Here is a 26,069-nt window from a genome sequence, read left to right as displayed (position 1 = left end):
GCCATGTTCATCGTCATCGAAGGCATCGACGGCACCGGGAAATCGACGCAGGCCGCGCGGCTGGCGGAATGGCTCCGGGAGCAGGGACGCGAGGTGGTGCTCGATTTCGAGCCGACCCGCGGCCCGCACGGCATGAAACTGCGGGAGAGCTTCACCGCCGGGCGGCTGCCCGCGGAGGAGGAGCTGGCGCTGTTCCTCGCCGACCGCGAGGAGCACGTCGCCCAGGTCATCGCGCCCTCCCTGGCGGTGGGCAAGGTGGTGATCCTGGACCGCTACTACTTCTCGAACATGGCCTACCAGGGCGCGATCGGTTTCGATCCGCAGGAAATCCGCCGCCGCAACGAGGCCTTCGCGCCGGTGCCGGACCTGCTCTTCATCCTCGATCTCGACACCGACACCGCGCTGGCCCGCATCGGCGGCCGCGGCGATGAAACGAACGAATTCGAAAAGCGCGAGGACCTCGAGCGCTGCCGCGGGATCTTCCTCTCGCTCCAGAACGAGCCCTTCGTGCGGGTCATCGACGCCTCGCGGTCGATGGACGACGTGCAGGAACAGCTCCGCCGCGCGGTGCCAGCAGTCTGAATGTGGAGTGCGGCGAGCGATCGCCGCTTTGAGCGGAGGCGAGCCATCGCCGGAAAGAAATCCTGCTTCCGCTCACACGCTCCCACGTTCCAAGGCGACCTCTCCTCTGGATCAAACTCCCATCCCGCGGCCACCCCGTCACCCGTCGATCACTCTCCGGCGCTCAAAGCGGCGATGCCTCGCCGCACTCCAAAAAGAGACGCAGACATTTCCGGCTCGCCGCCGGAAATGCGCTCTGCTACCTCCGCCCATGGATGAAAGCCCTGACCCGTGACCATTTCACACGTCCTCCGGTGTTCCTCGCCATCCTTCAGATGGGCGTGGTGCTTGTCGGCGTATTCGGCACCGGAATGGCCATGAAGGTGGGGGGCTTCGATGACGACTACCAACCGGACCTCCTGCACACCACCATCCGGAACGTGGGTGGCCTGCTGCTTCTGGTGCCAACGGCGTGGGCGGTGATCTCGATTCGTCTGGAGGCGAAGCCGGATAGCCGCTGGACACCCCATTGGTCCATGGCCAGCGGTCTGCTATTGCTCGCCGTGCTGGTGGTTTTCTTCAGCCGCACCCTCACCAGCGTCTGGTGATCTCCATCGTCACCCGAGCCGCGCGCGGAGCCACGCCTTGAACGCGCCATCCGCCGCGGGATGGCCGATCATGTCCGGATGCTCGGCGAGAAAAGCTTGGTAGCTGTATTCAGGATAGAGGTCCTTGGCGAAGCCGAGGTTTCCCGCGCCTCCGTCGCCACCCGATTGCCTCCAATGGCGGAGGACGATGACACAGGCTCCCCAGCCGACGAGGAACGGAAGGCCTCCGAGGATGGGCGGCAGGTTGAAGTTCGCCGAGGAACCGGCGAAAATACCGATCACCCCGAGGATCATCAGCGCTCCACCAATCGGAATGCTCACCACCGCACAAATTTTATCAAACGTGTTCATCAGGATCTCCGCCATCGGGATACGCCAGACGCCGGAGGATTGTCACGTGGACAACCCGGCTCATTTCCCCATCGCACGCCGGAGGGAATTCTGGTAATGGCCGGGTCTCCCACCCCGTCATGAGAGCCGTCCATCCCGCAACCCGGATCGTGCTGATGCAGGTCTTCGCGATCTTCGGCGGGATCGTCGGCGTGTTCATGGCGATGAAGGCGTGGGGCTATCCGGATACGGAAATCGAATGGAACTTCATGGCGGTTTTCATCCGCAACTGGGGGCTGCTGCTGCTCGTGATTCCGGCGATCTGGGCCACGACCGTCATCCGCTGGGAGGAAAAAACCCACGATTGGACCACCCGCTGGACGGTGCTCTCGGGCTACCTCCTGCTCGGCTTGCTGGTGATCTTTTTCGTGGGTGTCATGACCCATGCCCGTCCTTGTACCCTCGTCATGGCCCATTCCAACGAACAGGCCGAATGAATCGCCTCGCCGCTTGCATCGGCCTCGCCCTCACTGCGGCGGGATACGGCCAGGAAGAACCGGCGAAACCGGTCACCCAACCCGAGCCCACCACCGACCTCTCGCTCTGGGCCATCGAGCAGATGTCCGGTGGCAGCGTCACGGTCCACGGCGATGCCTTGGAGATCATCGACGAGGGTGGCTGCACGGTGTGGTATCGCGCGCCGCTCGCCGCCCCGGTGGAGATCACCTGTGACGTCACCGTCGTTTCGAAAGGCGGGCCCACCGACCGGGTGTCCGATGTGAACGTGTTCTGGATGGCCAAGGATCCGCGCGAACCCGCCGACGAGCCGCCGTTTTCCGACAAGCACCGCCGCAGCGGGAAGTTCCCCGAATACAACTCGCTGCTCACCTACTACGTGGGCATGGGCGGGAACAACAACACGACCACCCGCTTCCGCCGCTACGATGGCTCCGCCGAGCGGCCGCTGCTGCCGGAGCACGACCTGAAAGCCCCTCTGCTCACCGCCAACACGACCTACCATCTCCGCCTGGTGGCGCGGGACGGCACGGCGGAGTTCTGGAGCAATGGCGCGCGCGTGTTCCAGTTCAAGGACCCCGCGCCGCTGCAGCGCGGCTGGTTCGCCCTGCGCACGGTGAAGAGCCACCTGCTGGTGCGGAATCTCAGGATCGAGCAGCGGAATCGTTAACTCGGGTCACCACGACCGTTGGCTTGCACTGCAAGCTGTGGGGAAAAGCCCCAACGGGGCGCAATGCGATAGCCCGGGCCAACGGCCCGGGTGGAGACATGGAAGGAAATGAGCCCTGTAAGGGCGGAAGGATTGGGAGCAAAGATCCGCCCCTCCTTTCATCCCGCCCTTTCAGGGCTCAGCACCTTATCACGTCCATTCCCAGGGCGATGCCCTGGGCTGTCTCATCCCGCCCCTTCAGGGCTCAATCGAAGTCCCGCTCACCCCTTCACCCGGCCCGCATTCCCCCGCCACGCATCGAGGGCATACACCGCGATCGCCAGCCACACGAAGCTGAACGAGGCCAGCCGCACCGGGGACATCGGTTCGTGGTAGACCTGCCAGCCGATCAGGAATTGCAGCGTCGGCGCGAGGAACTGGAGCACACCCAGCGTGGTGAGCCGGATCGTCCGGGTGGCGTAGCCGAAGAAGAACAACGGCGTGGCGGTGGCAGCCCCGGAGGCGATCACCAGCCACGCGTGCGGCCAGGTGCCGCCGAAGGACTCCGGCAGGGAGGGCGAGTGCCACACCAGCCAGCCCAGCGCGATCGGGGCCAGCAGCAGCGTTTCCAAGGTGAGGCCGCTCAACGAACCCAGCGGCGCGACCTTCCTCACCACCGCGTAGAGGGCGAAGGTGAGCGCGATGATCAGCGTGATCCACGGGAACCCATTCACCGCCGGGATCTGGAGGCACAGGCCGACCAGCGCCAGCCCGATCGCGGCGAGCTGCCAGCGGTTGTGCCGCTCGCTGAACCAGAGCGTGCCGAAGAGCATGTTCAGGAACGGATTGAGGTAATAGCCGAGCGCCACCTCGATCACGTGGTCGTGGAGGGTCGCCCAGACGTAGAGCAACCAGTTCGACGACAGCATCAGGCCGGAGAGCGCGTGCCAGCCGTAGGCCCGTGGTTGCCGCAGCCCGTTGAAAAACTCGCCCCTCTGCTTTGAAAACACCACCAGCGGCAGCAGGAGCAGCAGCGACCAGAGCGTGCGCTGGGCCACGATCGAGACCGGCGGCAGGAAGGCCAGGTGTTTCCAGAACACCGGCAGCACGCCCCACAGGAAAAACGCGATCAGGGCGGCGAAAACTCCGGAGCGGGTGCGGTCCACGCCGGGAGGAAAGGCCGCGGGAGCGGTTCTGGCAAATTTCGATTTCCGGAACCGCCGATTCCCCCCTATTTCTCAGGCGTGTCCCGCCTGTCGATCCCGCAATACGCCATGGCGCTGGCCCATGTGGCCAGCCTGCGCTCGGAAGACCCCTACCGGAAGGTCGGCGCCGCCGCGCTCGATTTCGACAATCGCGTGATCGGCACCGCCTACAACGGCCTCGCCCCCGGGTTCGACGCGCCAGAGGGGTTCTGGGACGACCGCGAGGCGCGGCAGAAGTTCATGCTCCACGCGGAGATCAACCTGTGCAGCCTGTTCCGCCGCGGCGAGGCGAAGATCGTGGCCACCACCACGATGCCCTGCACCGCCTGCATGCAGACGCTGTGCGCCTATGGCATCAAGGAGATCTATTACCGTGAGGCCTACCATGCCTCCGATGCCCCGCTGATCGCCGAGCTTTACGGCATCAAGCTGGTGCAGGTCACTGACTATCCGCTGGGGTAAATCAAGGAGTAGGGACATTCCTGTCCCGTTCTTCATCCGAGATCACGCCCCCCTATGGATGGCTCCCCGCACTTCTTGAAGCCGGACGAAGACATCGCGAAATACGGCCTCAAACTCCCTCATTGGCAGCAAGACCACTCCACTTACTTCCTCACGTTCCGTCAGGCGGACTCGATTCCGCACTCGAAAATCGCCAAGTGGAAGGAAGAGCGGGCGATCTGGATGAAGTTTCATCCCCGACCGTGGTCGGACGCGGACGAAATGGAATACCACCACCGCTTTTCCCAAGCCATCGAGCATTGGTTGGATGCAGGAGAGGGTTCCTGTTTGTTGGAACACTCATCCGCCTCCTCGATTGTCCGCGAGGTCCTGCTGGGCAAAGACGGGGAACGCTTCCTCCAGCACACTTTCGTCGTGATGCCCAACCACGCGCATGCACTGGTTTCATTGGGTCCCAATGAATCGCTCGACGATCTATTGAAGATCTGGAAAGGCGTTTCAGCCCGTCGGATCAACCTCGCCTTGGAACGCTCGGGAGAATTGTGGCAGGCCAACTACTTCGACCGCCTTGTGCGGGACGGTGAACATTTCTGGAACTGCGCACGCTACATTCGTCGAAATCCTATCAAGGCCCACCTTCCCGTTGGACGATACTTATTACACGAATCGGATCACGTCAGGAGGGAACTGGATCGAAGGGAGCGCCTCAAAGAGTAGGGCTTTCTCGCCCTGTTTCTGGATACGCAGAAGAGGAAGAGCGGGACAGGAATGTCCCTACTCCTTGGGGGCCGATTCCATTTTCGCCGCATTCTCCCAATTGCCGCGCCGCCGGATCGCACTAGCATGGCGCGATCATGAAAACGTGGCACTACCACTCCGCCTCCGGCAGCACCGCCTCCACCTCGGAGGAGAATCTCAACGAACTCATCGAATCCGGCACCCTCACCGCCGCCACCGTGGTGTGGACCCAGGGCATGGCCGGATGGGAACCGGCGGGCAAGGTCCTGCCGGAGCTGTTCCAGGCCGCGGTCGCCCCGCCGCCGCTGCCACCGGGCGGCGCGTCGGCCTACGGCAAACGCTCACATGAGATCGATTACGAGATCCACGGCGAGTCGATCCAGATGGTCGAGATCGAACTCGATCCGAACGAAACCGTGATCGCCGAGGCCGGGGCCATGAACTACATGGAGGACGGCATCGCCTTCGAAACCAAGATGGGCGATGGCTCGACGCCGGACAGCGGCTTCATGGGCAAGCTGATGGCCGTGGGCAAACGCGCGCTCACCGGCGAATCGATCTTCATGACCCACTTCACCAACCGTGGCGCGGGCAAGCGGAAGGTCACCTTCGCCGCCCCCTACCCAGGCACGGTGGTCCCGGTGGACCTCTCCACCGTGGGCGGTGAGCTGCTGTGTGAAAAGGATGCCTTCCTCTGCGCCGCGCTCGGCACCCAGGTCGGAATCGCCTTCAACAAGAAGCTCGGCGCGGGCCTCTTCGGCGGCGAGGGCTTCATCCTCCAGCGCCTTCAGGGCGATGGCATGGCCTTCGTCCACGCCGGCGGCACGGTCATCCGGAAGGAACTCAAGGGCGAGCGCCTGATGGTGGACACCGGCTGCCTGGTGGCCTTCACCCGCGGCATCCAGTATGACATCCAGCGCGCCGGAAACCTGAAGTCGATGGTGTTCGGCGGCGAGGGCTTGTTCCTCACCACCCTCCAGGGTCACGGCACCGTATGGCTCCAGAGCATGCCCTTCTCCCGCCTCGCCCAGCGCATCACCGGCATGTATGCGTCAGGCAAGGGCGAAGGCTCGGTGCTCGGTGGACTCGGCAACCTCTTCGGCGACTGATCGGGATCGTCGGGAATCCGGGTTCTTTCACCGCCGGTGGAAGAACTCGGACAGCTTCATTTCCCACACGTGGAGGTACGGGTGCGCGCCGTGCTTGTCCTCCGCGTAGTAGGCGGCATAGGCGACCCCGGCCATCCAGATGGCGGGCACCAGGATCAAAGACAGGCCGAGGGTGGCGATCGCCAGCCATAGGGCGACGAAAATCATCATGGCATTGCCAATGACGAGGATCGACAGGCCGTCCAGGTAGTGGTGCTTGTAGAGGTGCCCCAGACCGGGGATCACGCTGAGCAGCACCGCGATTTTGTTGCGATCCACCGACCGCCAGGCGTCCAGGAGCTCTTTCATGACCATAAAGGGCTTTGTGCCCTATATCACGCTTACACAAAGAAATCACCGGGGCAAGTGCGGAGGGTGGGATTCGACTTTTTGCAACGATCCCCCCACCGGATGCCCCACCCCATTTCTTTACTTTTACCGAAAACATTCCTACTTTGACTCCATGAAAACCACGGTCTCCGAGAAGGGGCAGGTCACGATTCCCAAGGCGCTGCGTGACCGCCTGGGCCTGGCTCCCGGAGTGGTGCTGGATTTCCATGAAGAGAATGGCCGGCTCGTCGCGGAAAAACGCGCGGATGCCGATCCCTTCGCGAAATGGAGCGGAAAGGGCAAACTGCCCGCGGGGATCGCCTCCGTGGATGATTACCTCCATCAGATCCGCGAACGATGATCACCGCTCTCGATAGCTCGGTGATCCTGGATGTGGTGATGGCCGATCCCGTTCATCGGGACGCCTCCTTGGCCGCGATCCAGAGGGCCCATCGCGACGGGCGACTGGTGATCAGCGACTTCGTCATCGCGGAGCTGCATCCGGTGCTCGGGGATTCCTTGCCCGAGCTCCTGGAAGATTGGCAGGTGGAGCATGTCCCCGGCTCACGGGACGCGGCCTTGCACGCCGGAGCCCTCTTCACCTCATGGCTGAAAAGCGGCGGCAAGCGCGGCCGGATCGTGGCGGACTTCCTGATCGCCGCCCATGCCCACCATCACGCGGACCGCCTCCTGACCCGGGACGCCGGATTCTCGCGAAAGCATTTCAAGCATCTGACCATCGTCACCCCTGCCAACCTCCGGTAGCACCACCCACCCGACATGAAATTCTACATCCGCCAGTCCGATTCCGGCGACCTCCGCGGCCCGCTTTCCCGCGAGGAAATCGCAGCCCAGCTCCCCCGCGAGATCGACCGCAGGCCGTGGATGGCCCTGGCGGACCGGGGAACGCGCCCGGAAAACCTCCCGCAATCCCAGGGTTGGGTGCCGCTGGCCACGTTGTTTCCGAAGATCGAAATCCCTTCGAAGGCCCCCTCCCGCTATGCATCGGAGAGGATGTGGATCGACCGGCTTTCCCGCTACGTGATCGCCTTCGCCATTGGCAACGCGCTGTTCCAGCTCTACCTGGCAATGACTCCGGGTGTTCCCTTCGCCACCGTCGCGTGGTCGGCGCTGGGGTCCGTCAGCCTCTGGTGCCTGGGAGCCCTCGGCGTGCGCTACATCGTCCGGATCCTCGCCGACATCGCGGAGACCTTGCAGGACAAGCCACAGGACGGGTGATTCCCCGGACATTCCCGCGCTTGCCGCCCCGGGAATCCTCTCCCACCCTGTGGCATGCGTTTCGGTTCCGGGCATCTGGCCTACTGCACCAACATCCATCCGGCGGAAAGCTGGGCGGACACCTTTTCAGCGATCTCCTCCCACGCCATGGCGGTGCGGGACTCGGTGGGCGGAAAGGGCGAGCCCTACGCCATCGGCCTGCGGCTGTCCGCCCGCGCCTCCCTTGAATTGCTGGAAGGTTCCGGGCTGGCCGATTTCAAGCGCTGGCTGGACGAGGAAAACGCCTACGTCTTCACCATCAACGGCTTCCCCTACGGCGACTTCCACGGCACGCGGGTGAAGGAGAAGGTGTTCCAGCCGGACTGGACCACCCGCGAGCGGCTCGATTACACCAAGCGCCTCTTCACCATCCTGGCGGAAATCCTGCCGCAGGGCGTGGACGGCTCGGTGTCCACCCTGCCCGGTTCCCACAAGACCTTCCACGCGGAGGAGGCCCCGATCTTCGCCCACCTGGAGGAGCTGGCCGTGTTTCTCGACGACCTCGCCGCGAAGACCGGCCGCGACTTCCACCTCGGGCTGGAACCGGAGCCGCTGGGCCACTTCGAGAACACCGCGGAAACGCTGGCGTTCTTCGAGCGCATGAAGGCCGTCTCGCCGGAGCCGGCGCGGCTGCTGCGGCGGCTCGGCATCAACTACGACGCCTGCCACTTCGCACTTCAGTACGAGGAGGCCCGTACTTCGCTCGATGCCCTGGTGGCCGCCGGCCTGCGGATCTCGAAGATCCACCTCTCCTCCGCCCTCGCGCTCGACCCGCGCGATCGTGAGGCCGTGGCCGCGCTCGCCGCCTTCGATGAGCCGGTGTATTTCCACCAGGTCCTCGCCCGCCACGCGGACGGCGGCATCCAGCGCTTCGTCGACCTCCCCGACGCCCTCGCCGCGCGGAAAAGCGGGGGCACGGAGGCGGAGGAATGGCGCGTCCATTTCCACATCCCGCTCGACGCCGAGCCCGCGCCGCCGCTGCGCTCCACCCGCCAGCAGGTGCGGGACGTGCTCGCCTGGCGCCGCGACCACCCGGACGCGTGCACGCATTACGAGATCGAGACCTACACCTGGGGCGTGCTGCCCCGGAACCTGCATCGCCCGGTGGTGGAGCAGATCGCGGCGGAATACCGCTGGGTGATGGAAGAATGTTAAGGGTTATTGGTTAGAGGTTATTGGTTAGAAGAGAAGAGGGATGAATTCGAAACTCCATGGCTGGCTGGCCACCGCGCGGATCGCGAACGTGCCGAGCGTGATTTCCAATGTCTGGCTCGGCATCGCGCTGGCCGTGTGGCTGCGCGGGGCCGATGACCCGCGCGCGCTCATGATCAAGGGCGCGGTGCTGGCGCTCTCCGGCGTGCTGCTCTACATCGGCGGGAATTTCTTCAACGACTGGCACGACCGCGAGTGGGACGCGAAATACCGTCCGGAGCGGGCCCTGCCCAGCGGCCTGTTCACCCCGCTGTCCTACCAGCTCCGCGCGATCCGTTTCATCGGCCTCGGCGTGGTTTTCGCCTTCCTCATCAGCGTGCCCGCGGCGGTGGTCGCGGCCGCCATCGCGGTGCTGATCGTGATCTACACCCGCTGGCACAAGAAAGCCGTGTGGCCGGTGATCCCGATGGGCCTGTGCCGCGCGCTGCTGCCGGTGATGGGATTCCTGGCGGTGATGGTGGATACTTCCAAGCCCCACCCCTTTGCCCTCAGCGGCCACGCCTGGAGCCTGATCGCGGTCCACACCGCCGGGCTGCTGTGCTACATCATGGGGCTGTCCTTGAACGCCCGCTACGAGAGCGTCCCGAATCCGCCGGTAGCGGCCAAACGGCTCGCCCGTATCCTGCTGTTCATGCCGGTGGTGCTGATCGGTGGCTGGTGGTTGCGCGATCACGCGCTGCTGGCGCTGGTCGGCCTGGTGCCGTTCCTGGCGTGGTCGATCCCGCTGCTGGTGCGCCGCCACTCGGTGCCGGTCACGGTGTCCGGCTTCCTGGCGGGCATCCCGCTGGTGGAATGGATGGCCTCGCTGCCGATCGCGATGGCGATGGTTCCCGCCGGTGAGAGCGTGTTCACCTACCCGATCCTGATGAACACGCTGGTCCTGCCCGCCCTCGCCTTCATGGCCGGGCGGCGCTTGCAGGGCGTGGCCTCGGCGACGTAGCGCGAAGCTTGGCTTCGCGTGTGGGATGAAGCGGACCGGCTGGGGCGGATCCTTTTACCTTCGTGCCGCCAGAAACACGCCGGGCCAAGCCCAGCGCTACTACCGATTCCAAAACCCCGCGGAATTCCCACGGCGGAACTGCGGGGTTGCGGAAATCCGGCGGGCGGGGGAAAACCCTCCCGCGCATGAGCATCGCCGCCAAGCAACAGGAACTCCTCGACGAACTCGGCCTCTTCCAGGACTGGACCGAGCGTTACGAATACGTCATCGGCCTCGGGAAAAAGATGGCCCCGATGCCGGAGGACTCCCGCGACCCGGCCCATCTGATCAAGGGCTGCCAGTCCCAGGTCTGGCTCGACGCGAAATTCGAAAACGGCAAGGTCCGCTACCTCGCGGACTCCGATTCGGTGATCACCAAGGGCATGATCGCCCTCTTCGTGCGGGTGCTCGATGACGAGACGCCCGATGCGATCCTCACCGCCGATCTCTCCTACATCGACCAGACCGGCTTGAAGGAGCACCTCGCGCCGACCCGCGCGAATGCCCTCAACCTGATGGCCACCCAAATGAAACAACGCGCCCTGCACTTCGCCAACCAAGCATGATTGCCTCGCTCCTGGACTTCCATTGGTTCTCCGATCCCCAAGCCTGGGGAGCGCTGCTGACCCTCAGCCTGCTCGAGATCGTCCTCGGCATCGACAACATCGTCTTCATCTCGATCCTGGTCGACCGCCTGCCGGAAGAGCAGCGGAAAAAGGGCCGCCTGCTCGGCCTCGGTCTCGCCATGATCGCGCGCTTGCTGCTGCTGCTCTCGATCACCTGGATCATGGGCCTGAAGGATCCGTTCTTCCATTTCTCCGTGCACCCGACCCTCTGGGACATGATGCCGGATGCCGCGGCGCACGGCGGACGCCTCGGGGTTTCCGTGAAGGACCTCATCCTGCTCGTCGGGGGTGGCTTCCTGATCTACAAGTCCACGAAGGAAATCCACCACAAGCTGGACGGCGAGGAGGAGCAGAGCGCCACGAAGAAGGCCGCGGCCAGCTTCGGCGCGATGCTGGTGCAGATCGCCGTGATCGACATCGTGTTCTCGCTGGACTCGGTGATCACCGCCGTCGGCATGGTGAACGATCCGACCCGCGTGTCGCTGATGATGACCGCCGTGGTGATCTCCATCGGCGTGATGATGCTGGCTTCCAGCGCGGTCAGCAACTTCGTCTCGAAGCACCCGTCGGTGAAGATGCTCGCGCTGTCCTTCCTGATCCTGATCGGCACCGCGCTGATCGCGGAAGGCCTGCACTTCCACCTTCCGAAGGGCTACATTTACTTCTCGATGGCCTTCTCGCTGGCCGTCGAGCTGCTCAACCTCAAGCTGCGCTCGAAGCACAAGGCTCCGGCCGCCGCCGAGATCTAACCGGCACGAACACGCCGCTTTTTCCAAAAGGCCCGGGGCGCTCCCCCGGGCTTTTTTCGATGTAGCTGAAAGCTCCGCGTAGCGGAAGTGGTGACACTTCCGGCGGGGCAAATCCACGCCCTCCCTCCGATCCCCATCCGCTCACCTATCCTCGCCTTTCTCCCCTCTGTCCTTCCAAGGCGAATGGAACGTGCGCGGACCTCCGCGAATCCACCCAGCCTGCGTTGTCACCAACGCAGCTACGATGCGTAGCCAAAAAATCCGCCTGACATCCGGTCAGCTTTCGGCGATTTCAGGAACTGGTATTGAATCATGCCGTCCCCCCGCCCGGTTGTCGTCCTGTGTACCGCCCTCGTGGCCGGTCGGACCGCCGTGGCGGCGCAGTATGAGAACCTCAGCTTCACCGGAGCCGCGGCGTGGAAGACCTCCGCCACCGTCCCGGCCAGCACCACGCCCTTCCTGTTTCCGGACGGTGTCTCGCGGACGCCCGCGGACTTCGCCTTCAATGGCGGGCTGTCCTCGGTGTGGAATCTCGACCAGGCCGCCACCCTCATCGGCACCCAGACCAGCACCGGCGCCTACAACCGGTTCTTCATCGGCACCGGCGATGGCAAGCGCGCCACCCTCACCTTCACCACCGGCACCCCGGACATGCCGGGCCTGTGGTGCGCGCGGCTCAGCACCAGCGATTCGATCCGCCTCGGCCAGGCCTCCACCGGCAGCGGCGGCACGCTGCGGATCGATGGCGGCGCGCGCCTCCAATGCGGCTACATCCACGGCGAAGGCCCGTCCCCCGCCATCGAGATCCTCAATGGCCGGATGGAGGTGCTGTCCGGACTTTCCACCCGCCGCCTCAATGGCATCGCCGTCACCGTTTCCCCGCGCGGGCAGCTCTGGCTCGAGGACAGCGGCAACGCCGTCACCAGCGCGGCGACGTTTTCAAGCTACGCCAGCGGCGCGACGATCACCGCCGCCGCTGGCACGCTGAAATTCCAAAACGGCGTCTCCATCGTCCCCGCCACCGGCACCTCGAACAAGGGCACGCTCATCACCGCCGTGCTGGTCACCGACCCGAACGCGGACGCCGACCACGATGGCCTGCCCGACCAATGGGAAGGCCTCTATGGCCTCGATTACGGCGACAACGGATCATTGAACCCAGACAACGGCCCGGACGGCGATCCCGACCACGACGGCCTGCCCAACAGCGAGGAATACCGCCTCGGCAGCAACCCGCGCGCGAACGAATCCGGCAAGGCCTGGCAACCCCGCCCCGCCAAGGCCGCGATGCTGGTGATCAACGCCCATCCGGATGACGAGGGCATCTTCTTCGGCGGCACCTACCCCTACTACACCCAGGTCAAGAAGCTGCCCGTCGTTTCCCTGAGCATGACCAGCGGCGACAACTCGCTGGCCCCGCCCGTCCGCGAGGCGGAGCTCCGCAATGCCCTCTGGGCCTATGGCCAGCGCTGCCAGCCAATCTTCGGCCGCTTCCGGGACAAGCCCACCTCCACCGTGAATGAAACGTGGGACGTGTGGGCGGATGGCGTGGTCGATGGCATCGGCATCGCCGAGGGCCGCGTGAAGGCCGCGCGTTTCGTCGCCACCGCCATCCGCCGTTACCGGCCCGAGATCGTGGTGACCCACAGCACCGCCGGCGAATACGGCCACCAGAACCACATCGCCACCGCGCTCGCCACCATCGACGCCTACACGCTGGCCGCGGACCCCGCCACCGATTTGGAAGGGCTGCCGCCGTGGCAGGTGAAGAAGCTCTACCTCCACGAGTGGCCGCAGAACCGCCTGTTCCACGATCATTGGGAAACCGCCTTCCCGGAGCTCGCCGGCCTCACACCCCGCCAGGTCACGAACACCGGCCTCGATTTCCACGTCACCCAGAGCAAGCCGGATGTCTCCACCGCCTATCTCACCGGCGAGGTCCAGAGCACCTGGGACGCGCACCCTTCGGAGCTGTGGGGACTCCATTCCTCCAAGGTCGGCACCGATACCGTGGCCCCGGCCTTCACCGTGAACGGCACCATCTACACCGGCTGGGCGAAGCGCGATTTCCTGGAGAACCTCAACCTGGACCTCGATGAAAACGGCTTGCCGGACGATTGGGAAAAACTCCACTCGCCTCTCACCGGCACCCTGGCCCCGCACGCGGATCTCGATCGCGACGGCGCAGACGCTCTCACGGAATACATCACCGGCACCGCTCCGGAGACCGCGGACGCGCCCGCCCTGGCCGTGGACCTCGCCGCCCGCACGGTGAAGTTCCCCACCCGCCCCGCCGCCGGCACCGGCTATGCCGGGCTCCACCGCCGCTACCGGCTGGAGTCTTCCACCGATCTCGCCATCTGGACCCCGGCCTGGCAGGGCGATGCCGATGGCTCCTGGAAGGAAGTTCCCTTCCCCGCGCAAACTCCCCGCTGCTTCTACCGTTTAGTCACCCTCCTCGAATGACCGACACGCTTTCCGACCCGAAACCGCCGCGCCTGCTCTCGCTCGATGCCTTGCGCGGCTTCGACATGCTCTGGATCATCGGAGCCAACGTTCTCGTCCGCCAGCTCGCCGCGTGGCAGAAGACCCCGTGGCTGGAAAGCTGGGCCGACCAACTCTCGCACGTCTCCTGGGAAGGCCTGCACGCCTACGACCTGATCTTCCCGCTGTTCATGTTCCTGTCCGGGGTGGCGATCCCGTTCTCGTTCGAATCGCGGCTCGCCCGCGGCGACTCGAAGGCCCGGCTCGCCGGAAAGATCGCCGTCCGCACGCTGGTGCTGGTGATTCTCGGCATGCTCTACAACGGACTGCTTTCCGACCAACCCGGGCCGCCGCGGCTGCTGAGCGTGCTCGGCCAGATCGGTCTGGCGTGGGGAGCCGCCGCCACCGTCAACCTCATGGTGCGCGGCACGAAGGGTCGACTCGCCTGCATCGCCGCGATCCTCGGCATCGTCACCATCCTCCAACTGCTGGTGCCCGTGCCCGAATTCGGCGCGGGTGATCTCAGCAAGACCGGCGCGATCAACGCCTGGCTGGACCGGCTGCTCGTCCCCGGCAAACTCAACGGCAAGACCTTCGATCCCGAGGGCCTGCTATGCATCTTCTCCGCCACCACGCTCACGCTTTCCGGCTCCGTGCTCGGATCGTTCCTGCGGAAACCGGACGCATGCACCTGGCGGGCGGCGGGGATGGTGTTTCTAACAGGAGCCGCCGTCGCCGCCGCGGGCTGGCTGTGCTGGCACGCGGGCTATCCGCCGATCAAGGCACTGTGGACGCCGACCTTCGACCTGCTCGCCACCGGCATCTCGCTGATGGTGTTCGCGCTGTTCTTCGCGGTGATCGACGTGGCGAAACTCCAGCGCTGGACCCTGCCGCTGCGGATGATCGGCATGAACGCCCTGACGATCTACCTGCTCACGCGGTTCTTCGATTTCAGCCAGCCCGCCAAGCTCCTCTTCGGCCGTCTCGCCACCGCCTGCGGCGACGCGGCCCCGGTGGTCCTCGCCTGCGGCGTGCTGCTGCTGGAATGGATGGTCCTCTATTTCCTCTATCGCCGGAAGATCTTCCTGCGGGTGTGAAACCCTGATCCTTGCTCGGTATCCCCGAAGGGGATGACAGCCCAAGTAGCCGGAGGTTGAGGAGCCTTGGCGACGACACCTCCGGTGGGGCCGAAAGGGTCATTCGATCCCGAAGGGGATCGCAGCCGAGTTCGGAGGCCAGCGGAATTCCATTTTCCATTCCACCCGCGGAGCCGGGGTGCATGGCTGGCACGCCCTTCGGGGTGCATTTCCTGATCCGGGCGGTCCGGTGGTGTCGTCGCCAAGGCTCCTCAACCACCGGCTACCGGAGCTGCGATCCCTTCGGGATCCAAAATTCTCCCCGGGGAAGATCGAGAGTCATGGCGTCGGAAGGTCAGCGCGGAATTGCCCAACCGGAAGTGTCACCACTTCCGCTACTCCGCAGACACGCGCCAGATGTGTATAAAGATCAGGGTGAAACCACCGGATCGAGAACACGCCATCTGAAGGCGTCCCGGCAGGGACGCGAGCGGCGTCCCCTCATCAAGGACGTGGATGGAACCGATCCCCATGCGCTCCGTTCAATAGCCCTGCAGCTCCCCCGAACCCATCACCCGCCATCCCATGGCACGCGGCACCTCCGCCAGCAGGGCACGGGCGACCTTCCCGGCCTCCACCGGGCGGTAGTCACGGGGCAATAGGAACCCGAGGGGCTTCATGACCAGCGTGGCCAGCGCTTCCCCAAGACGGGGCGGCTGGTCCAGCCGCTTGCGGTCGCCGAGCAGAAGCGACGGGCGGACAATCACGGTGGCATCGGTGGGAAGATCGCGCAGCGCGACCTCCAACTCGCCTTTCACGCGGTTGTAGAACACGGAGGATTCCTTGTCGGCACCCATGGCACTCACCAGGCCGATCCTGCGGGCGCCCGTCTCGAACGCGGCCTTCGCGACCGCCAGGTTCGCCTCCAGATCGACCGCGCGGAAGGCGTCCCGGCTGCCCGCCACCTTGATGGTCGTACCGAGGGCGAGATAGGCTTCATCCACCGGCGGGAGCTCGGGCAGGTCACGGAAGTCCACCACATGCAGGCGGATCTTGTCATGACGGAGAGGAATCTCGCGACGGGCAAGGAGGTGGATCTCCACCACCGTGGGATCGGCGAGAAGCCCGGCGAGCAGATGCCCGCCGACGAGTCCGCTCGCCCCCGCGATGACGATCCTGCGGGCGGTGGGTTCGATGATGTCGGACGGGTTCATGGGATGAGGTGATTATCCGGCCGTGGGATTCCGGACCTGCTCCGGAGTCTGCCCGGTCCATTCGTTGAAGGCGCGGAAAAACGAACTCGGCTGGAGACCGAAACCGGCGTTGTTCACGAGGACATCAACGGAGCCAAACGAGGCCAGGATCTCCGTCACCGCGGTTTCGATGCTCTCCTCCTTCGATAGGTCCATGTGGACAATGGTGGCTCCGAGCCGTTCGAGACCGGCCATCTGCTCCGTGCGGCGGGCAGCGGCAATGACATGGTAGCCTTTCTCAATGAGGCGGCTGGCAATGATCTTCCCCATGCCGGACGATGCTCCGGTGACGAGGGCGACGGGCTTGCGGGTGGTTGCGTTCATGAGAGTGGTGTGACGGAACCACCTTGGCATCGGAGGCATTTCCCCGAAATCGCCGATGACGCCAAACCATTTGCAAAACACGCCACCGCCCGCTCTTCCGGGGAAGGACGTTCCTCCCACCCGTCCATCCGATCTAACAGATACCGATGAGGGCCACGGGAATGATGACGATATTGCCACCTCCATGACGAATATGCCCGTTGTCCCACGTGAGTGTTCCGGGTTCCGCTAAGGAGCCATGATAAAAACCCTGATCCTCGCAGCGAGCTGCGTTCTAACATTGTCGGGCGTCGCCACGGCCGCGCCGAAGAGCATCACCCTCAACCAATCCAGCTACCCGGCCAACACGCCGATCGTGGCCTCCTTCAGCGGAGGTCCGGGCAACAGCAACGACTGGATCGGCATCTTCCCCTCCACCGTCACCACTCCCTCGACCGGCACCTACCTGACGTGGCTCTACACCAACGGCACCCAGACGCCGTCCGGAAACCTGAAGAGCGGATCGGTCACCTTCCCGAACGCGGCGAACCTCCCGCCCGGCAACTACAAGGCCTGGTTCCTCGCCAACAACGGCTACAGCATCCTCGCCGGCCCCGCCACCTTCAGCGTCACCCCGGTCGGCGGCCCCACGCCGCCGGTGTGGCTGGCGTCCCCCTTCTCCCTGCGCCACGCGGTGCAGGCCACGGCCTACACCGGCCGCATCAGCGCCTACGCCTATGATCCGGACGCGGGCGATTCCCTCACCTTCTCCAAGGTCTCCGGTCCGGCGTGGCTCTCGGTGTCCTCCTCCGGCGACCTGACCGGCACCCCGTCCGCCGGCGACAGTGGCACCAACAACTTCGTGGTGAAAGCCACCGACCTGCTGGGGAACTCGACCAACGCCACACTCACCCTCCCGGTCTTCGCCACCGGCCAGGAGCAAGTCTCCCAGATCAAGGTGATGTCCTACAACCTCTTCCACGGCTGGGGGCAGATGAACGACGGCCAGAACAAGGGCCTCGATTCCGTGATCCTCTCCGGCGCCGACATCATCGGCACCCAGGAAACCGTGGACAACGTCAGCGGCTCGAACGCCTATCAGGTGCAGACCATCGCCAACCAGCTCGGCTGGTTTTACAGCCCCACCGGCGCGGGGGACTCCGGCATCGCCAGCCGCTACCCGATCGTCGACACCTTCACCGCGGGCGTGGCGAAGGGCGTGCGCATCCGGATCTGCACCTCGCCGCTGCGCGAGGTGGTGCTGGTCAACACCCACCTCGACTACCTCTACTACGGCCCCTATGCCGCGAAGCTGGCCGGCTCCACCAACGCCAGCGTGCTGACCGAGGAACTCAAGTCCCAGCGCGACGAACAGATCGCCGCCATCCTGTCCGGCATCTCCAGCTACCTCACGGCGGCCAACACCACGCCGGTGTTTCTGACCGGCGACTTCAACTGCCCCTCCCACCTCGATTGGACTGCGGCGAACGCCTCCGCCCATTACGGCAAGGTGGTGGTGTGGCCCGCAACCAAGGCGGTCACCGACGCGGGGATGACCGACTCCGTGCGACAGGTTTCCCCGAACCCGGTCACCCAGCCCTTCATCACCTGGTCCCCGCTCTACAGCAGCACGAACGAACCGCAGGACCGCATCGACTTCGTCTTCCACAAGGGCACCGGCGTCACGCCCGTGGCGGCGCAGACGTTCACCACCCCGGTCGAGCACAGCGGCTATGTCTACGGCGATTCCATCACGGCCACCCGCGACAACACCTGGCCGAGCGACCACGCCTCGATTCTGGTGACCTTCCAGTTCAACCCGTAAACGCCCCCTGAAACAGAAAACCCGCGCCGGAGTCCGGCGCGGGTTTTTCGCAAAAGACTGACAGGCAGCTCAACCTTCCTGGTCGGCGAGGTAGCGCTCGGCTTCCAGCGCGGCGGCGCAGCCCTGGCCGGCGGCGGTGATCGCCTGGCGGTAGTAGTGGTCCGCCACGTCGCCCGCGGCGAAGAGGCCCGGGGTCTTGGTCTCGGTCTTGCCGCCGACCTGGAGGATGTAGCCGTTCTCGTCCTTGTCGACGAGGTCGCCGAGGAACGCGCTGTTCGGCACATGGCCGATGGCGACGAACACGCACTTCACTTCCAGCTCGCTCTCGCCGCCATCGACGAGGTTCTTGAGCGTCACGGCGCGGACCTCGCCGGCTTCGTCGGTGAGGTATTCGGTGACGGTGGAGTTCCAGACCGGCTCGATCTTCGGATTGGCGAGCGCGCGCTCCGCCATGATTTTCGAGGCGCGGAGCTCGTCGCGGCGGTGGATCAGATAGACCTTGCTGGCGAAACGGGTGAGGAAGGTGGCCTCTTCCGCCGCGCTGTCGCCGCCGCCGATCACGGCCACCGGCACATCGCGGTAGAAGGCACCGTCGCAGGTGGCGCAGGACGTCAGGCCGTGGCCGATCAGGGTCTTCTCATTCGGCAGGCCGAGGTGGCGCGGGGCGGCACCGGTGGCGACGATGATCGTCTTGGTTTCGAAGGTCTCGGAACCGCAGTTCAGCTTGAAGGTGCCGTCGGCGCGGCGCTCGATGGAGTTCACGGTGGCCCAGGCCATGCGCGCGCCGAATTTCTCGGCCTGCTGCTGCATCTTCATCATCAGCTCGGGGCCCTGGATCCCTTCCGGGAAACCGGGGAAATTCTCCACCTCGGTGGTGGTCGTGAGCTGGCCGCCGGGCTGGGTGCCGGAGAGCAGGAGCGGGTTCAGGTTCGCGCGGGCGGTGTAGATCGCGGCGGTGTAACCGGCGCATCCGGTGCCGATGATGATGACATTTTCCATAAAGCTTGGGACGGGAGCGGCGGAGATTCCACCGGGAACGCCCCGCTGGCAAGCGACGAGTGCCGGAGCCGCGCCTACTCGATCCCGCGCAGGGCCTTCTGCTGTTTGATCCAGTCCCGGTCGTTGTCGGAAAGCCGGGTCTCGCTGGTCTTCGAGCGGCGGCCATCCGGCTCCACGAACACCAGCGTCCCCTTCGAATAGGAGGCCAGCTTCGCGAATACCTTGTTCCCGCTTCGGTCCTGCCATTCGCGGTAGCCCTTCTTCATCAGGCCGTCGCGCCAGTCCTTGCAGGATTTCGCCGCCAGACCCTCGCCCTGTTTGAGCAGGCCCCAGGTGTAGTCGCCGTCCCCGCCCTTGTAGCCCTTGTAGCGGCCGATCACGTCGCCGCTGCACGAAAGGACGAGCAGGGTCGGGTAACCGAGCACCTTGTAGCGCTTCTTCATTTCCGCGGCGTATTCGCGGTTCCGGGCCTCCTTGTCGGCGGCATCGTCCATGGACATTCCCGGGTCCTTCACCCGCGGATAACCGTCGACCCGCAGACGGACGAACTTCTCCTTCGCCCAGCTCTCGAAGTTCTTGTTGTCGAACAGCTCCGCCGAGAGCTGCTTGCACCCCGGGCTGTGCTGGGAATCGGTGAACCAGATCAGCAGCGGCTTGCCCTCGCGCACGGCCAGTTGGCGGGCGAAGGTCTCATTGTCCTCCCACAACCCTCGTTTGGGCGCGGACATCAGCGTGGCCAGCTCGGGGATGCCCTTCTCCGGGTGGTCGGCATCGGTCCACAGGATCTGGTCCGGCGGAGTGATGCCGGAGGTGTGGCCCACCGGCCCGGCAACGACATTGCCACCCGCGACCACCGGCGTGCCACCGGTGACGGTGGTGGTGGCCGGAGCCCCGCGCAGCTCCGGCGGGATGCCGCTCGGCCCGAACGGCTTCTCCGACTTATCGGGGCCCTTTTTCCCCTTCACCAGGGAGCCCACGCGGGCACAGGAAGGCAGGAACAGGAGCAGCAGGACGGACAGCCGGAGCCATGGAATCATGCCGGGCAGTGTGCAAGCGCCGCGGCGTCTTCCAAGCTCCAAGTGCGGAGGCTCACCAGGCCGGTTGCCCTTGCCCGGGCAGGATGCCGCGCGTTTAATCCGGCCATGCGGCTGCTCCACCGATTCCTGCTCCTGACCGGCTCCCTCGCGCTGCCGGCGGCCGGGGCGGAGGCCGCGAAACCCGCCTTCCTGGAGAAAGCGGAGGCGTTTCCCACCCTGGAAACCGCCCGCGGCCTCACCAGCATCGGGGAACGGATCGCCTTCCGCGCCCACGAGGAGCCGTTCCTGGTGGTGGCCACCGTGATTTTCGTGCTGGCGATCCTCCACACCTTCGTCGCCGTCCCGATCACGAAATACGCCCACCGCGTCCAGCATGAGCACGACGAGAAGGTGAAGGGCGACCCCGACCACCTGAAGCGGGTGTCCTTCAAGGGCACGATGCTCCATTTCCTCGGCGAGGTGGAGGCGATCTTCGGCATCTGGGTGCTGGTGCTGCTGGGAGCGATGGCCGCGATGCACGGCCCCGCCGCCGTGACCGGCTACATGATGGGGGTGAACTTCACCGAGCCGCTGTTCGTGGTGATCATCATGACACTGGCCTCCACCCGGCCGGTGCTGCGGTTCGCGGAGGGCTGCCTGCGGTTCTTCGCCCGCTTCGGCAAGGAATCACCCGCCGCCTGGTGGCTCTCGATCCTCGTCATCGCGCCGATCCTCGGCTCCTTCATCACCGAGCCGGGCGCGATGACGATCGCCGCGATCCTGCTGGGCCGGAAGTTCTACCGGCTGAAACCGCGGCCGGTCTTCGCCTACGGCACGCTCGGCCTGCTGTTCGTGAACATCTCGGTAGGCGGCGTGCTCACGAACTTCGCCGCGCCGCCGGTGCTGATGGTCGCCCAGAAATGGAACCTCACCACCGGCCACATGCTGGTCCACTACGGCGACAAGGCGGTGCTGGCGATCCTGCTCTCCACCGCCGCCTACTTCGCGTTTTTCCGGAAGGACCTGAAAGCCATGGCCGCACAGGTCCCGGACCTGGATGGCGATGGCATCGCGGACTGGACCCAGCGCGACAATCCGGTACCGTTCTTCGTGACCCTCACCCACCTGCTGTTCATGCTGGCGACGGTGGTGTTCGCCCACTACCCGCCGCTGTTCATCGGCGGTTTCCTGTTCTTCCTGGCCTTCACCAAGGCCACCCAGCACCACCAGAACCCGATCTCGCTGAAGGGCCCCATCCTCGTCGGATTCTTCCTCGGCGGGCTGGTGGTCCACGGCGGGCTCCAGGGCTGGTGGCTCCAGCCGATCATCGCCAGCCTCACCGAGTGGCCGCTGTTCGCGGGCTCCACGATCCTGACCTCCTTCAACGACAACGCCGCCATCACCTTCCTGGCCAGCCAGGTGGATGGACTGACCCCGGCCCTGAAATACGCCGTGCTCGCCGGAGCTGTGACCGGCGGCGGCCTCACGGTCATTGCCAATGCCCCCAACCCGGCTGGCCAAGCCCTGCTGGCCCGCTATTTCGGCGACGGCGTCTCGCCGCTCAAGCTCCTCGCCGCCGCGCTGCTGCCCACGATCATCGTCGCGATGTGCTTCATGCTCATCCCCGACAAAAGCGCCCACGCACCCGAAAATCCGCCACCGGCAGCCCATCGTCCGTTTTGAATTTTGGATTTAGAATTTAGTGCTTTCTTCCCACCATGTTCACCGGCCTCGTTGAATCCACCGGCACCGTCGTCTCGCTCGAATCCCGCGGCGACCAGGCCCGGCTGCTCGTCCGCATCCCGTTCCAAGCCGAACTCGCCCTCGGCGATTCCGTAGCCATCAACGGCTGCTGCCTCACCGTCGCCGAGCTGCTGCCGGAAGGCACCGTCTTCGACGTGCTGATGCAAACGCTCAAGGTCACCTCGCTGGGCGATCTCAAGGCCGGTTCGGAGGTCAACCTCGAACGCGCCATGCTCGCCACCTCCCGCTTCGGCGGCCATTTCGTGCAGGGCCACGTCGACGCCACCGGCACCATCATCGCCCTGGAACCGCACGGCCAGGACCACCGTTTCGAGGTTGCCCTGCCACCGGAAATCCACCGCCTGTGCATCGACAAGGGCTCGGCCTGCATCGACGGCATCTCGCTCACGATCGCCGAGCTTAAGGAATCCAGCGCCGTGTTCTGGATCACCCCGCACACCCACGCCCACACCCACCTCCACGCCTGCGTAGCCGGCCAGCGCGTCAATCTCGAGGCCGACCTGCTGGCGAAATACGTCGAGCGGCTGGTGAAGCGCTGATCCGGGGCAATACCGGGGTGAATCGCCATTCAAGCCAGCCCTGAAAGGGCGTCATGCGATAGCCCAGGGCATCGCCCTGGGACCCGAATGCCCAGAGGGCCGAGCCCTGAAAGGGCGGAATGTCGGGGCAAGAAGCCGCATCCCCCTCGTCATCCCGCCCTTTCAGGGCTCGCCCCCCCCTTCACGTCTAACACCGGGGCGTTGCCCCGGGCTATCGCATGACGCCCTTTCAGGGCTGAACCCAAGCTCCCCCTCCGCTCACGCCGGTGGAGCCAGCAACGTGAACGGCCACCAAGGCAGGTTCCTCAGGACAGCGAAGACCACCAAAAGTACAAGGATCGCCCAAAGGGTGGAGGATCGCATCACCAAGGGCTCTCCCCAGCGGCTCCAGGGAGCAAACACCCGGATCACCCGTTTGGCGCTCCAGATGCCGAGACCGGCCACAAGCACCAAAGCCCAGGGATTGTAGCGCAGCGAAGCGCTGAGATCGCCGCGGGACAGCGCGAAAAACGCCCGGGTGCCACCGCATCCCGGACATTCCAAACCGGTCAACCGGTGGAACACGCACTGGGGCGCATTGGCCGCAATCCACGGTTTTGAAACGGCGATTCCGATCAAAAGCGCCAGCAAGCCCGCCGGAGCCATTAACGACCCCAGCCGGGCCGTCCACGCCGACGACGCGCGCGTGGACTCCGGCTGGACGAGGTCCGGCATCTCCTCAGTGCTGGAGATTGCTCTGAACCGCGAATCGACCCACGTTGATCACGACGCTGACGATCATGGACACCACTCCAAGACCGATGGCGATCCACCCCATAGTCACACCCGCTTTCGCCTTCGGCAGATCCGCCGCCCAGGCGGGATTCTGTGCGATCTGCTGCTGGGCTTGGTTACCATTCACCACAGCGAGGATGCCAAGCACCACGCCGACGATGCTGCAGCAAAGGGCGAAGACGAGACCGCAGATGCCAAGGGTTTTGGCCGTGGAGGCCTTCGGGCAACCGGCACCGATGGGATAGGCACCGGGGGCTGCCGTCGCGGCCACCGGCGGAGCATAGGGCGAAGCCGGAGCCACCGGCGTGGAAACCGGAGCCCCACCCAGCGGCGCGGCGCTCGGGGTGGCGATCAGGGTGCGCAGCTCGCCCACCTGGCCGGCGGGCACCCAATCGGCCATGCCTTCCTTCCACACCAGGTCGGTGGCCGAGATTTCACCGGAGCCGAGTTTCGCCTTGATGTCCTCGGTGCCGATCGGACCGAGCTGCGTGCCGTTTTTCGAATAATACCACTGCATGGGAGATGAAAAGTCAGGGAGTACCGGAAGCGATGGAGAATCCGATGAACGCGAGGCCGATCACCGACAGGCCGATCGCGATGTAGCCGAGGATCAATCCGGCGATGGCCATGCCGCGCCCACCCATGGGCACCTCGGATTCATTGATCCGGCTGAGCGCCATGTGGCCGCAGATCACGGCGGGGATCCCGCCCAGCACCGCCAGCCAGCACATGCAAAAACCCACGATCCCGCACACCATGCTGGCGATCGCCAGGCCGCTGGTCGGCGCGGTCGGCACCACCCCGTAGGGCATGGCGTAGGGGTAGGGCGTCTGCTGGTAGCCCATTGGAGCCGCCGGATAGGCCAACTCCGGCACCTGCGCGAGCGGCAGCCAGTTCGGCATGCCCTCCCGCCAGACCATCGTCTGGGCATGGACCTGTCCGGAGGCAATCGCCTGGCGGATCCCGTCGTCATCGACCGGTCCGTGCTGCTGTCCGTTTTCGCCGTAGTGCCACTGCGCCATCGCGGCCAGTGTGAGCAGTTCACGTGCCCCCGGCCAATCCCTAACATCGCCAAACGGGTAAGAAATCCGTCACCTTTCCCGGGTCCGCCGGTTTCACCGGACGGCAAGTTGGGCTTGGAAGTTCGCGATCCCATGGTAATCAGCGCCCCCGCGCATGTTTTCCGTCCTCGCCACCGATCCCCAATCGTCCGCCCGCCTCGGCCGGATGGAACTCGCCCACGGCACGGTGGAAACCCCGATTTTCATGCCCGTGGGCACCCAGGGCAGCGTGAAAACCCTGCACCCGCGGGAGGTGGAGGAGCTCGGGGCCCAGATCATCCTGGGCAATACCTACCACCTCTGGCTCCGCCCCGGCCATGAGCTGATCCGGGATTTCGGCGGGCTCCACAAGTTCACCACCTGGGACAAGCCGATCCTCACCGATTCCGGCGGCTTCCAGGTCTGGTCGCTGGCGAAACTGCGGAAAATCACCGAGGAGGGGGTCCGCTTCAGCAACCACCTCGACGGCTCGAAAATGCTCCTCACCCCGGAGCTTTCCATGGAGATCCAGGCCGCGCTCGGCTCGGACATCGCCATGCTCTTCGACGAGTGCCCGCCCTACCCCTGCGACAAGGACTACGCCGCGAAATCGCTGGCCATGACCACCCGCTGGGCCCGCCGCTGCAAGGCCTGGACGGAAAAACACCAGCCGCGGTCCGGCGACGGCCTCCAGCGCCACTTCGGCATCGTCCAGGGCTCGATCTACGCCGACCTGCGCGAGCAATCCGCCCGCGAGCTGGTCGACATCGGCTTCGACGGCTACGCGGTCGGCGGGGTCTCCGTCGGCGAGCCGGAGGAGGAAATGTTCCGCGCCATCGAGAACGCCGTGCCCTTCCTCCCCCATGACAAGCCGCGCTACGCCATGGGCCTGGGAACGCCCCCGCAGATCCTGGAAATGATCGCCCGCGGCGTGGACATGTTCGACTGCGTGATGCCCACCCGGGTGGCCCGCCACGGCATGGCCTTCACCCTGGACGGCCCGATCCAGATCAAGAACAAGGTCCACGAGCGGGACGACCGCCCGCTCTGCGAAACCTCCCCGCCCCATGTCTCCGCCTTCTCCCGGGCCTATCTCCGGCACCTCTTCCGGGCCGGGGAAATACTGGCTTTGAGGTTGCTTTCCTACCACAATCTGCATTTCTACCTCCGCCTTGTGGCAGGAGCCCGCGCGGCCATCGCCGCCGGGAACTTCCTTGAATTCAAGGACTCCTTTATCCGCCGTTACACCCAGACTGATCCGACATGACCCTTGTGACTGCTTTTGTTTCGTTCCTCGCCGCCGACGCTCCCGCCGGACAGAATCCCATGGGGGCGAACTGGATCCCTCCATTGCTCATCGTCGTGGCGTTCTACTTCCTCCTGATCCGCCCCCAGCAGATGCAGAAGAAGGAGCAGCAGGCGCGCATCGCCTCCCTCCAGCCGGGCTCCCGGGTCATCACCACCGCCGGCATCCACGCCCTGGTCCACTCGGTGAAGGAACACACCGTGGTCCTGAAGATCGCCGAGGGCACCATGGTCGAATTCGACAAGCAGGCCATCGGCCGTGTGTTCCCGAAGGACGGCGACAAGAAGTAACGCCCCCTT

The 26,069-nt window shown here is 65.1% G+C and carries 30 protein-coding genes and 2 pseudogenes; 22 read left to right on the top strand and 10 right to left on the bottom strand.

The annotated features are described in order from the left end of the window. Window positions 1–3: 3 nt before the first annotated feature. Window positions 4–582 carry a dTMP kinase gene (gene tmk, locus llg_RS12165; RefSeq protein WP_338284938.1) on the top strand — a complete coding sequence of 193 codons (579 nt, stop codon included), beginning with the start codon at window positions 4–6 and terminating at the stop codon, window positions 580–582. 254 nt (window positions 583–836) lie between these two features. Then, window positions 837–1,169, top strand: a complete 333-nt coding sequence (locus llg_RS12160) for a hypothetical protein (RefSeq protein ID WP_338284937.1) — start codon at window positions 837–839, stop codon at window positions 1,167–1,169. Between the two features lie 9 nt (window positions 1,170–1,178). Here llg_RS12160 and llg_RS12155 read toward each other — a convergent pair whose 3' ends face one another. Further along, a complete protein-coding gene (locus llg_RS12155; RefSeq protein WP_338284936.1) occupies window positions 1,179–1,490 on the bottom strand; it encodes a hypothetical protein in 312 nt (103 codons plus the stop codon). Window positions 1,491–1,639: 149 nt separating this feature from the next. Between llg_RS12155 and llg_RS12150 the strand changes: the two genes are divergently transcribed. Together llg_RS12150 and llg_RS12145 are read left to right on the top strand one after the other, a co-directional pair. Then, window positions 1,640–1,996 (top strand): hypothetical protein, encoded by a 357-nt coding sequence (locus llg_RS12150; protein ID WP_338284935.1) that lies wholly within the window; start codon window positions 1,640–1,642, stop codon window positions 1,994–1,996. Then, the gene (locus llg_RS12145) at window positions 1,993–2,685 is read left to right on the top strand and encodes a DUF6250 domain-containing protein (protein ID WP_338284934.1); all 693 of its coding nucleotides are present in this window, start codon (window positions 1,993–1,995) and stop codon (window positions 2,683–2,685) included. Before llg_RS12150 ends, llg_RS12145 begins: the two co-directional genes overlap by 4 nt. A gap of 260 nt (window positions 2,686–2,945) precedes the next feature. Here llg_RS12145 and rarD read toward each other — a convergent pair whose 3' ends face one another. Further along, the gene (gene rarD / locus llg_RS12140) at window positions 2,946–3,830 is read right to left on the bottom strand and encodes an EamA family transporter RarD (protein ID WP_338284933.1); all 885 of its coding nucleotides are present in this window, start codon (window positions 3,828–3,830) and stop codon (window positions 2,946–2,948) included. Window positions 3,831–3,908: 78 nt separating this feature from the next. Between rarD and llg_RS12135 the strand changes: the two genes are divergently transcribed. From llg_RS12135 to llg_RS12120, 4 genes and pseudogenes are all read left to right on the top strand, one after another. After that, window positions 3,909–4,331 carry a deoxycytidylate deaminase gene (locus tag llg_RS12135; RefSeq protein ID WP_338284932.1) on the top strand — a complete coding sequence of 141 codons (423 nt, stop codon included), beginning with the start codon at window positions 3,909–3,911 and terminating at the stop codon, window positions 4,329–4,331. 75 nt (window positions 4,332–4,406) lie between these two features. Continuing rightward, window positions 4,407–5,048 (top strand): transposase, encoded by a 642-nt coding sequence (locus tag llg_RS12130; RefSeq protein WP_338284931.1) that lies wholly within the window; start codon window positions 4,407–4,409, stop codon window positions 5,046–5,048. Window positions 5,049–5,185: 137 nt separating this feature from the next. After that, a pseudogene (locus llg_RS12125) lies at window positions 5,186–5,275 on the top strand (hypothetical protein); the annotation flags it as partial. A 177-nt stretch (window positions 5,276–5,452) separates the two neighbouring features. Next, entirely contained in the window at window positions 5,453–6,178 is a 726-nt protein-coding gene (locus llg_RS12120) for a TIGR00266 family protein (protein ID WP_338290182.1), read from the top strand. Between the two features lie 27 nt (window positions 6,179–6,205). On the opposite strand, the gene llg_RS12115 is transcribed toward llg_RS12120, so the two are convergent. After that, on the bottom strand, window positions 6,206–6,526 hold the full coding sequence (locus tag llg_RS12115) for a hypothetical protein (protein ID WP_338284930.1): 321 nt from the start codon (window positions 6,524–6,526) through the stop codon (window positions 6,206–6,208). Between the two features lie 154 nt (window positions 6,527–6,680). Here llg_RS12115 and llg_RS12110 point away from each other — a divergent pair, with 154 nt between their 5' ends. From llg_RS12110 to llg_RS12070, 9 genes are all read left to right on the top strand, one after another. Next, a complete protein-coding gene (locus tag llg_RS12110) occupies window positions 6,681–6,908 on the top strand; it encodes an AbrB/MazE/SpoVT family DNA-binding domain-containing protein (RefSeq protein ID WP_338284929.1) in 228 nt (75 codons plus the stop codon). Then, window positions 6,905–7,312, top strand: coding sequence for a type II toxin-antitoxin system VapC family toxin (locus tag llg_RS12105; protein WP_338284928.1), 408 nt, complete (start codon window positions 6,905–6,907; stop codon window positions 7,310–7,312). The genes llg_RS12110 and llg_RS12105 overlap by 4 nt, the downstream gene beginning before the upstream one ends. Window positions 7,313–7,327: 15 nt before the next feature. Beyond that, window positions 7,328–7,786, top strand: a complete 459-nt coding sequence (locus llg_RS12100) for a hypothetical protein (RefSeq protein WP_338284927.1) — start codon at window positions 7,328–7,330, stop codon at window positions 7,784–7,786. 54 nt (window positions 7,787–7,840) lie between these two features. Beyond that, window positions 7,841–8,980: a metabolite traffic protein EboE gene (eboE, locus tag llg_RS12095; protein WP_338284926.1), complete on the top strand. Its 1,140-nt coding sequence runs from the start codon at window positions 7,841–7,843 to the stop codon at window positions 8,978–8,980. Window positions 8,981–9,020: 40 nt separating this feature from the next. Further along, window positions 9,021–9,977, top strand: a complete 957-nt coding sequence (locus llg_RS12090; protein WP_338284925.1) for a UbiA family prenyltransferase — start codon at window positions 9,021–9,023, stop codon at window positions 9,975–9,977. Between the two features lie 185 nt (window positions 9,978–10,162). Further along, the gene (locus tag llg_RS12085; protein ID WP_338284924.1) at window positions 10,163–10,582 is read left to right on the top strand and encodes a SufE family protein; all 420 of its coding nucleotides are present in this window, start codon (window positions 10,163–10,165) and stop codon (window positions 10,580–10,582) included. Further along, the gene (locus tag llg_RS12080; RefSeq protein ID WP_338284923.1) at window positions 10,579–11,391 is read left to right on the top strand and encodes a TerC family protein; all 813 of its coding nucleotides are present in this window, start codon (window positions 10,579–10,581) and stop codon (window positions 11,389–11,391) included. The genes llg_RS12085 and llg_RS12080 overlap by 4 nt, the downstream gene beginning before the upstream one ends. A 312-nt stretch (window positions 11,392–11,703) precedes the next feature. Further along, entirely contained in the window at window positions 11,704–13,857 is a 2,154-nt protein-coding gene (locus llg_RS12075; protein ID WP_338284922.1) for a PIG-L deacetylase family protein, read from the top strand. Next, on the top strand, window positions 13,854–14,972 hold the full coding sequence (locus llg_RS12070; RefSeq protein ID WP_338284921.1) for a DUF5009 domain-containing protein: 1,119 nt from the start codon (window positions 13,854–13,856) through the stop codon (window positions 14,970–14,972). Before llg_RS12075 ends, llg_RS12070 begins: the two co-directional genes overlap by 4 nt. 521 nt (window positions 14,973–15,493) lie before the next feature. Here the strand turns inward: llg_RS12070 and llg_RS12065 are convergent. Together llg_RS12065 and llg_RS12060 are read right to left on the bottom strand one after the other, a co-directional pair. Further along, complete coding sequence (locus llg_RS12065) at window positions 15,494–16,165, bottom strand: oxidoreductase (protein ID WP_338284920.1); 672 nt, start codon at window positions 16,163–16,165, stop codon at window positions 15,494–15,496. A 93-nt stretch (window positions 16,166–16,258) separates the two neighbouring features. After that, window positions 16,259–16,528: pseudogene (locus llg_RS12060) on the bottom strand (SDR family NAD(P)-dependent oxidoreductase); the annotation flags it as partial. Between the two features lie 238 nt (window positions 16,529–16,766). On the opposite strand from llg_RS12060, the gene llg_RS12055 reads away from it, so the two are divergent. Further along, window positions 16,767–18,332: an endonuclease/exonuclease/phosphatase family protein gene (locus llg_RS12055; RefSeq protein WP_338284918.1), complete on the top strand. Its 1,566-nt coding sequence runs from the start codon at window positions 16,767–16,769 to the stop codon at window positions 18,330–18,332. Between the two features lie 69 nt (window positions 18,333–18,401). Here llg_RS12055 and trxB read toward each other — a convergent pair whose 3' ends face one another. Next, a complete protein-coding gene (gene trxB, locus llg_RS12050) occupies window positions 18,402–19,331 on the bottom strand; it encodes a thioredoxin-disulfide reductase (RefSeq protein WP_338284917.1) in 930 nt (309 codons plus the stop codon). A gap of 74 nt (window positions 19,332–19,405) precedes the next feature. After that, window positions 19,406–20,368 carry a thioredoxin family protein gene (locus llg_RS12045; protein WP_338284916.1) on the bottom strand — a complete coding sequence of 321 codons (963 nt, stop codon included), beginning with the start codon at window positions 20,366–20,368 and terminating at the stop codon, window positions 19,406–19,408. Window positions 20,369–20,473: 105 nt separating this feature from the next. On the opposite strand from llg_RS12045, the gene llg_RS12040 reads away from it, so the two are divergent. Beyond that, the gene (locus tag llg_RS12040) at window positions 20,474–22,030 is read left to right on the top strand and encodes a putative Na+/H+ antiporter (protein WP_338284915.1); all 1,557 of its coding nucleotides are present in this window, start codon (window positions 20,474–20,476) and stop codon (window positions 22,028–22,030) included. Window positions 22,031–22,065: 35 nt separating this feature from the next. Beyond that, window positions 22,066–22,650: a riboflavin synthase gene (locus llg_RS12035; protein WP_338284914.1), complete on the top strand. Its 585-nt coding sequence runs from the start codon at window positions 22,066–22,068 to the stop codon at window positions 22,648–22,650. A 258-nt stretch (window positions 22,651–22,908) separates the two neighbouring features. Here llg_RS12035 and llg_RS12030 read toward each other — a convergent pair whose 3' ends face one another. From llg_RS12030 to llg_RS12020, 3 genes are read right to left on the bottom strand one after another with little or no spacing between them, the layout of a single operon-like run. Then, on the bottom strand, window positions 22,909–23,364 hold the full coding sequence (locus tag llg_RS12030; protein WP_338284913.1) for a DUF2752 domain-containing protein: 456 nt from the start codon (window positions 23,362–23,364) through the stop codon (window positions 22,909–22,911). 4 nt (window positions 23,365–23,368) lie between these two features. Then, the gene (locus tag llg_RS12025) at window positions 23,369–23,941 is read right to left on the bottom strand and encodes a DUF4339 domain-containing protein (RefSeq protein ID WP_338284912.1); all 573 of its coding nucleotides are present in this window, start codon (window positions 23,939–23,941) and stop codon (window positions 23,369–23,371) included. A 13-nt stretch (window positions 23,942–23,954) separates the two neighbouring features. Beyond that, window positions 23,955–24,446 carry a GYF domain-containing protein gene (locus tag llg_RS12020; protein WP_338284911.1) on the bottom strand — a complete coding sequence of 164 codons (492 nt, stop codon included), beginning with the start codon at window positions 24,444–24,446 and terminating at the stop codon, window positions 23,955–23,957. 154 nt (window positions 24,447–24,600) lie between these two features. On the opposite strand from llg_RS12020, the gene tgt reads away from it, so the two are divergent. Both tgt and yajC read left to right on the top strand, forming a co-directional pair. Next, on the top strand, window positions 24,601–25,731 hold the full coding sequence (gene tgt, locus llg_RS12015) for a tRNA guanosine(34) transglycosylase Tgt (protein ID WP_338284910.1): 1,131 nt from the start codon (window positions 24,601–24,603) through the stop codon (window positions 25,729–25,731). After that, window positions 25,728–26,060, top strand: a complete 333-nt coding sequence (yajC, locus tag llg_RS12010; RefSeq protein ID WP_338284909.1) for a preprotein translocase subunit YajC — start codon at window positions 25,728–25,730, stop codon at window positions 26,058–26,060. The genes tgt and yajC overlap by 4 nt, the downstream gene beginning before the upstream one ends. Window positions 26,061–26,069 lie beyond the last annotated feature (9 nt).

The sequence above is a fragment of the Luteolibacter sp. LG18 genome (genome assembly GCF_036322585.1).
Taxonomy (GTDB): Bacteria; Verrucomicrobiota; Verrucomicrobiia; order Verrucomicrobiales; family Akkermansiaceae; genus Luteolibacter.
Note: the sequence above shows the minus strand (reverse complement) of the source record. Positions and strands in the feature narration are given on the sequence as shown.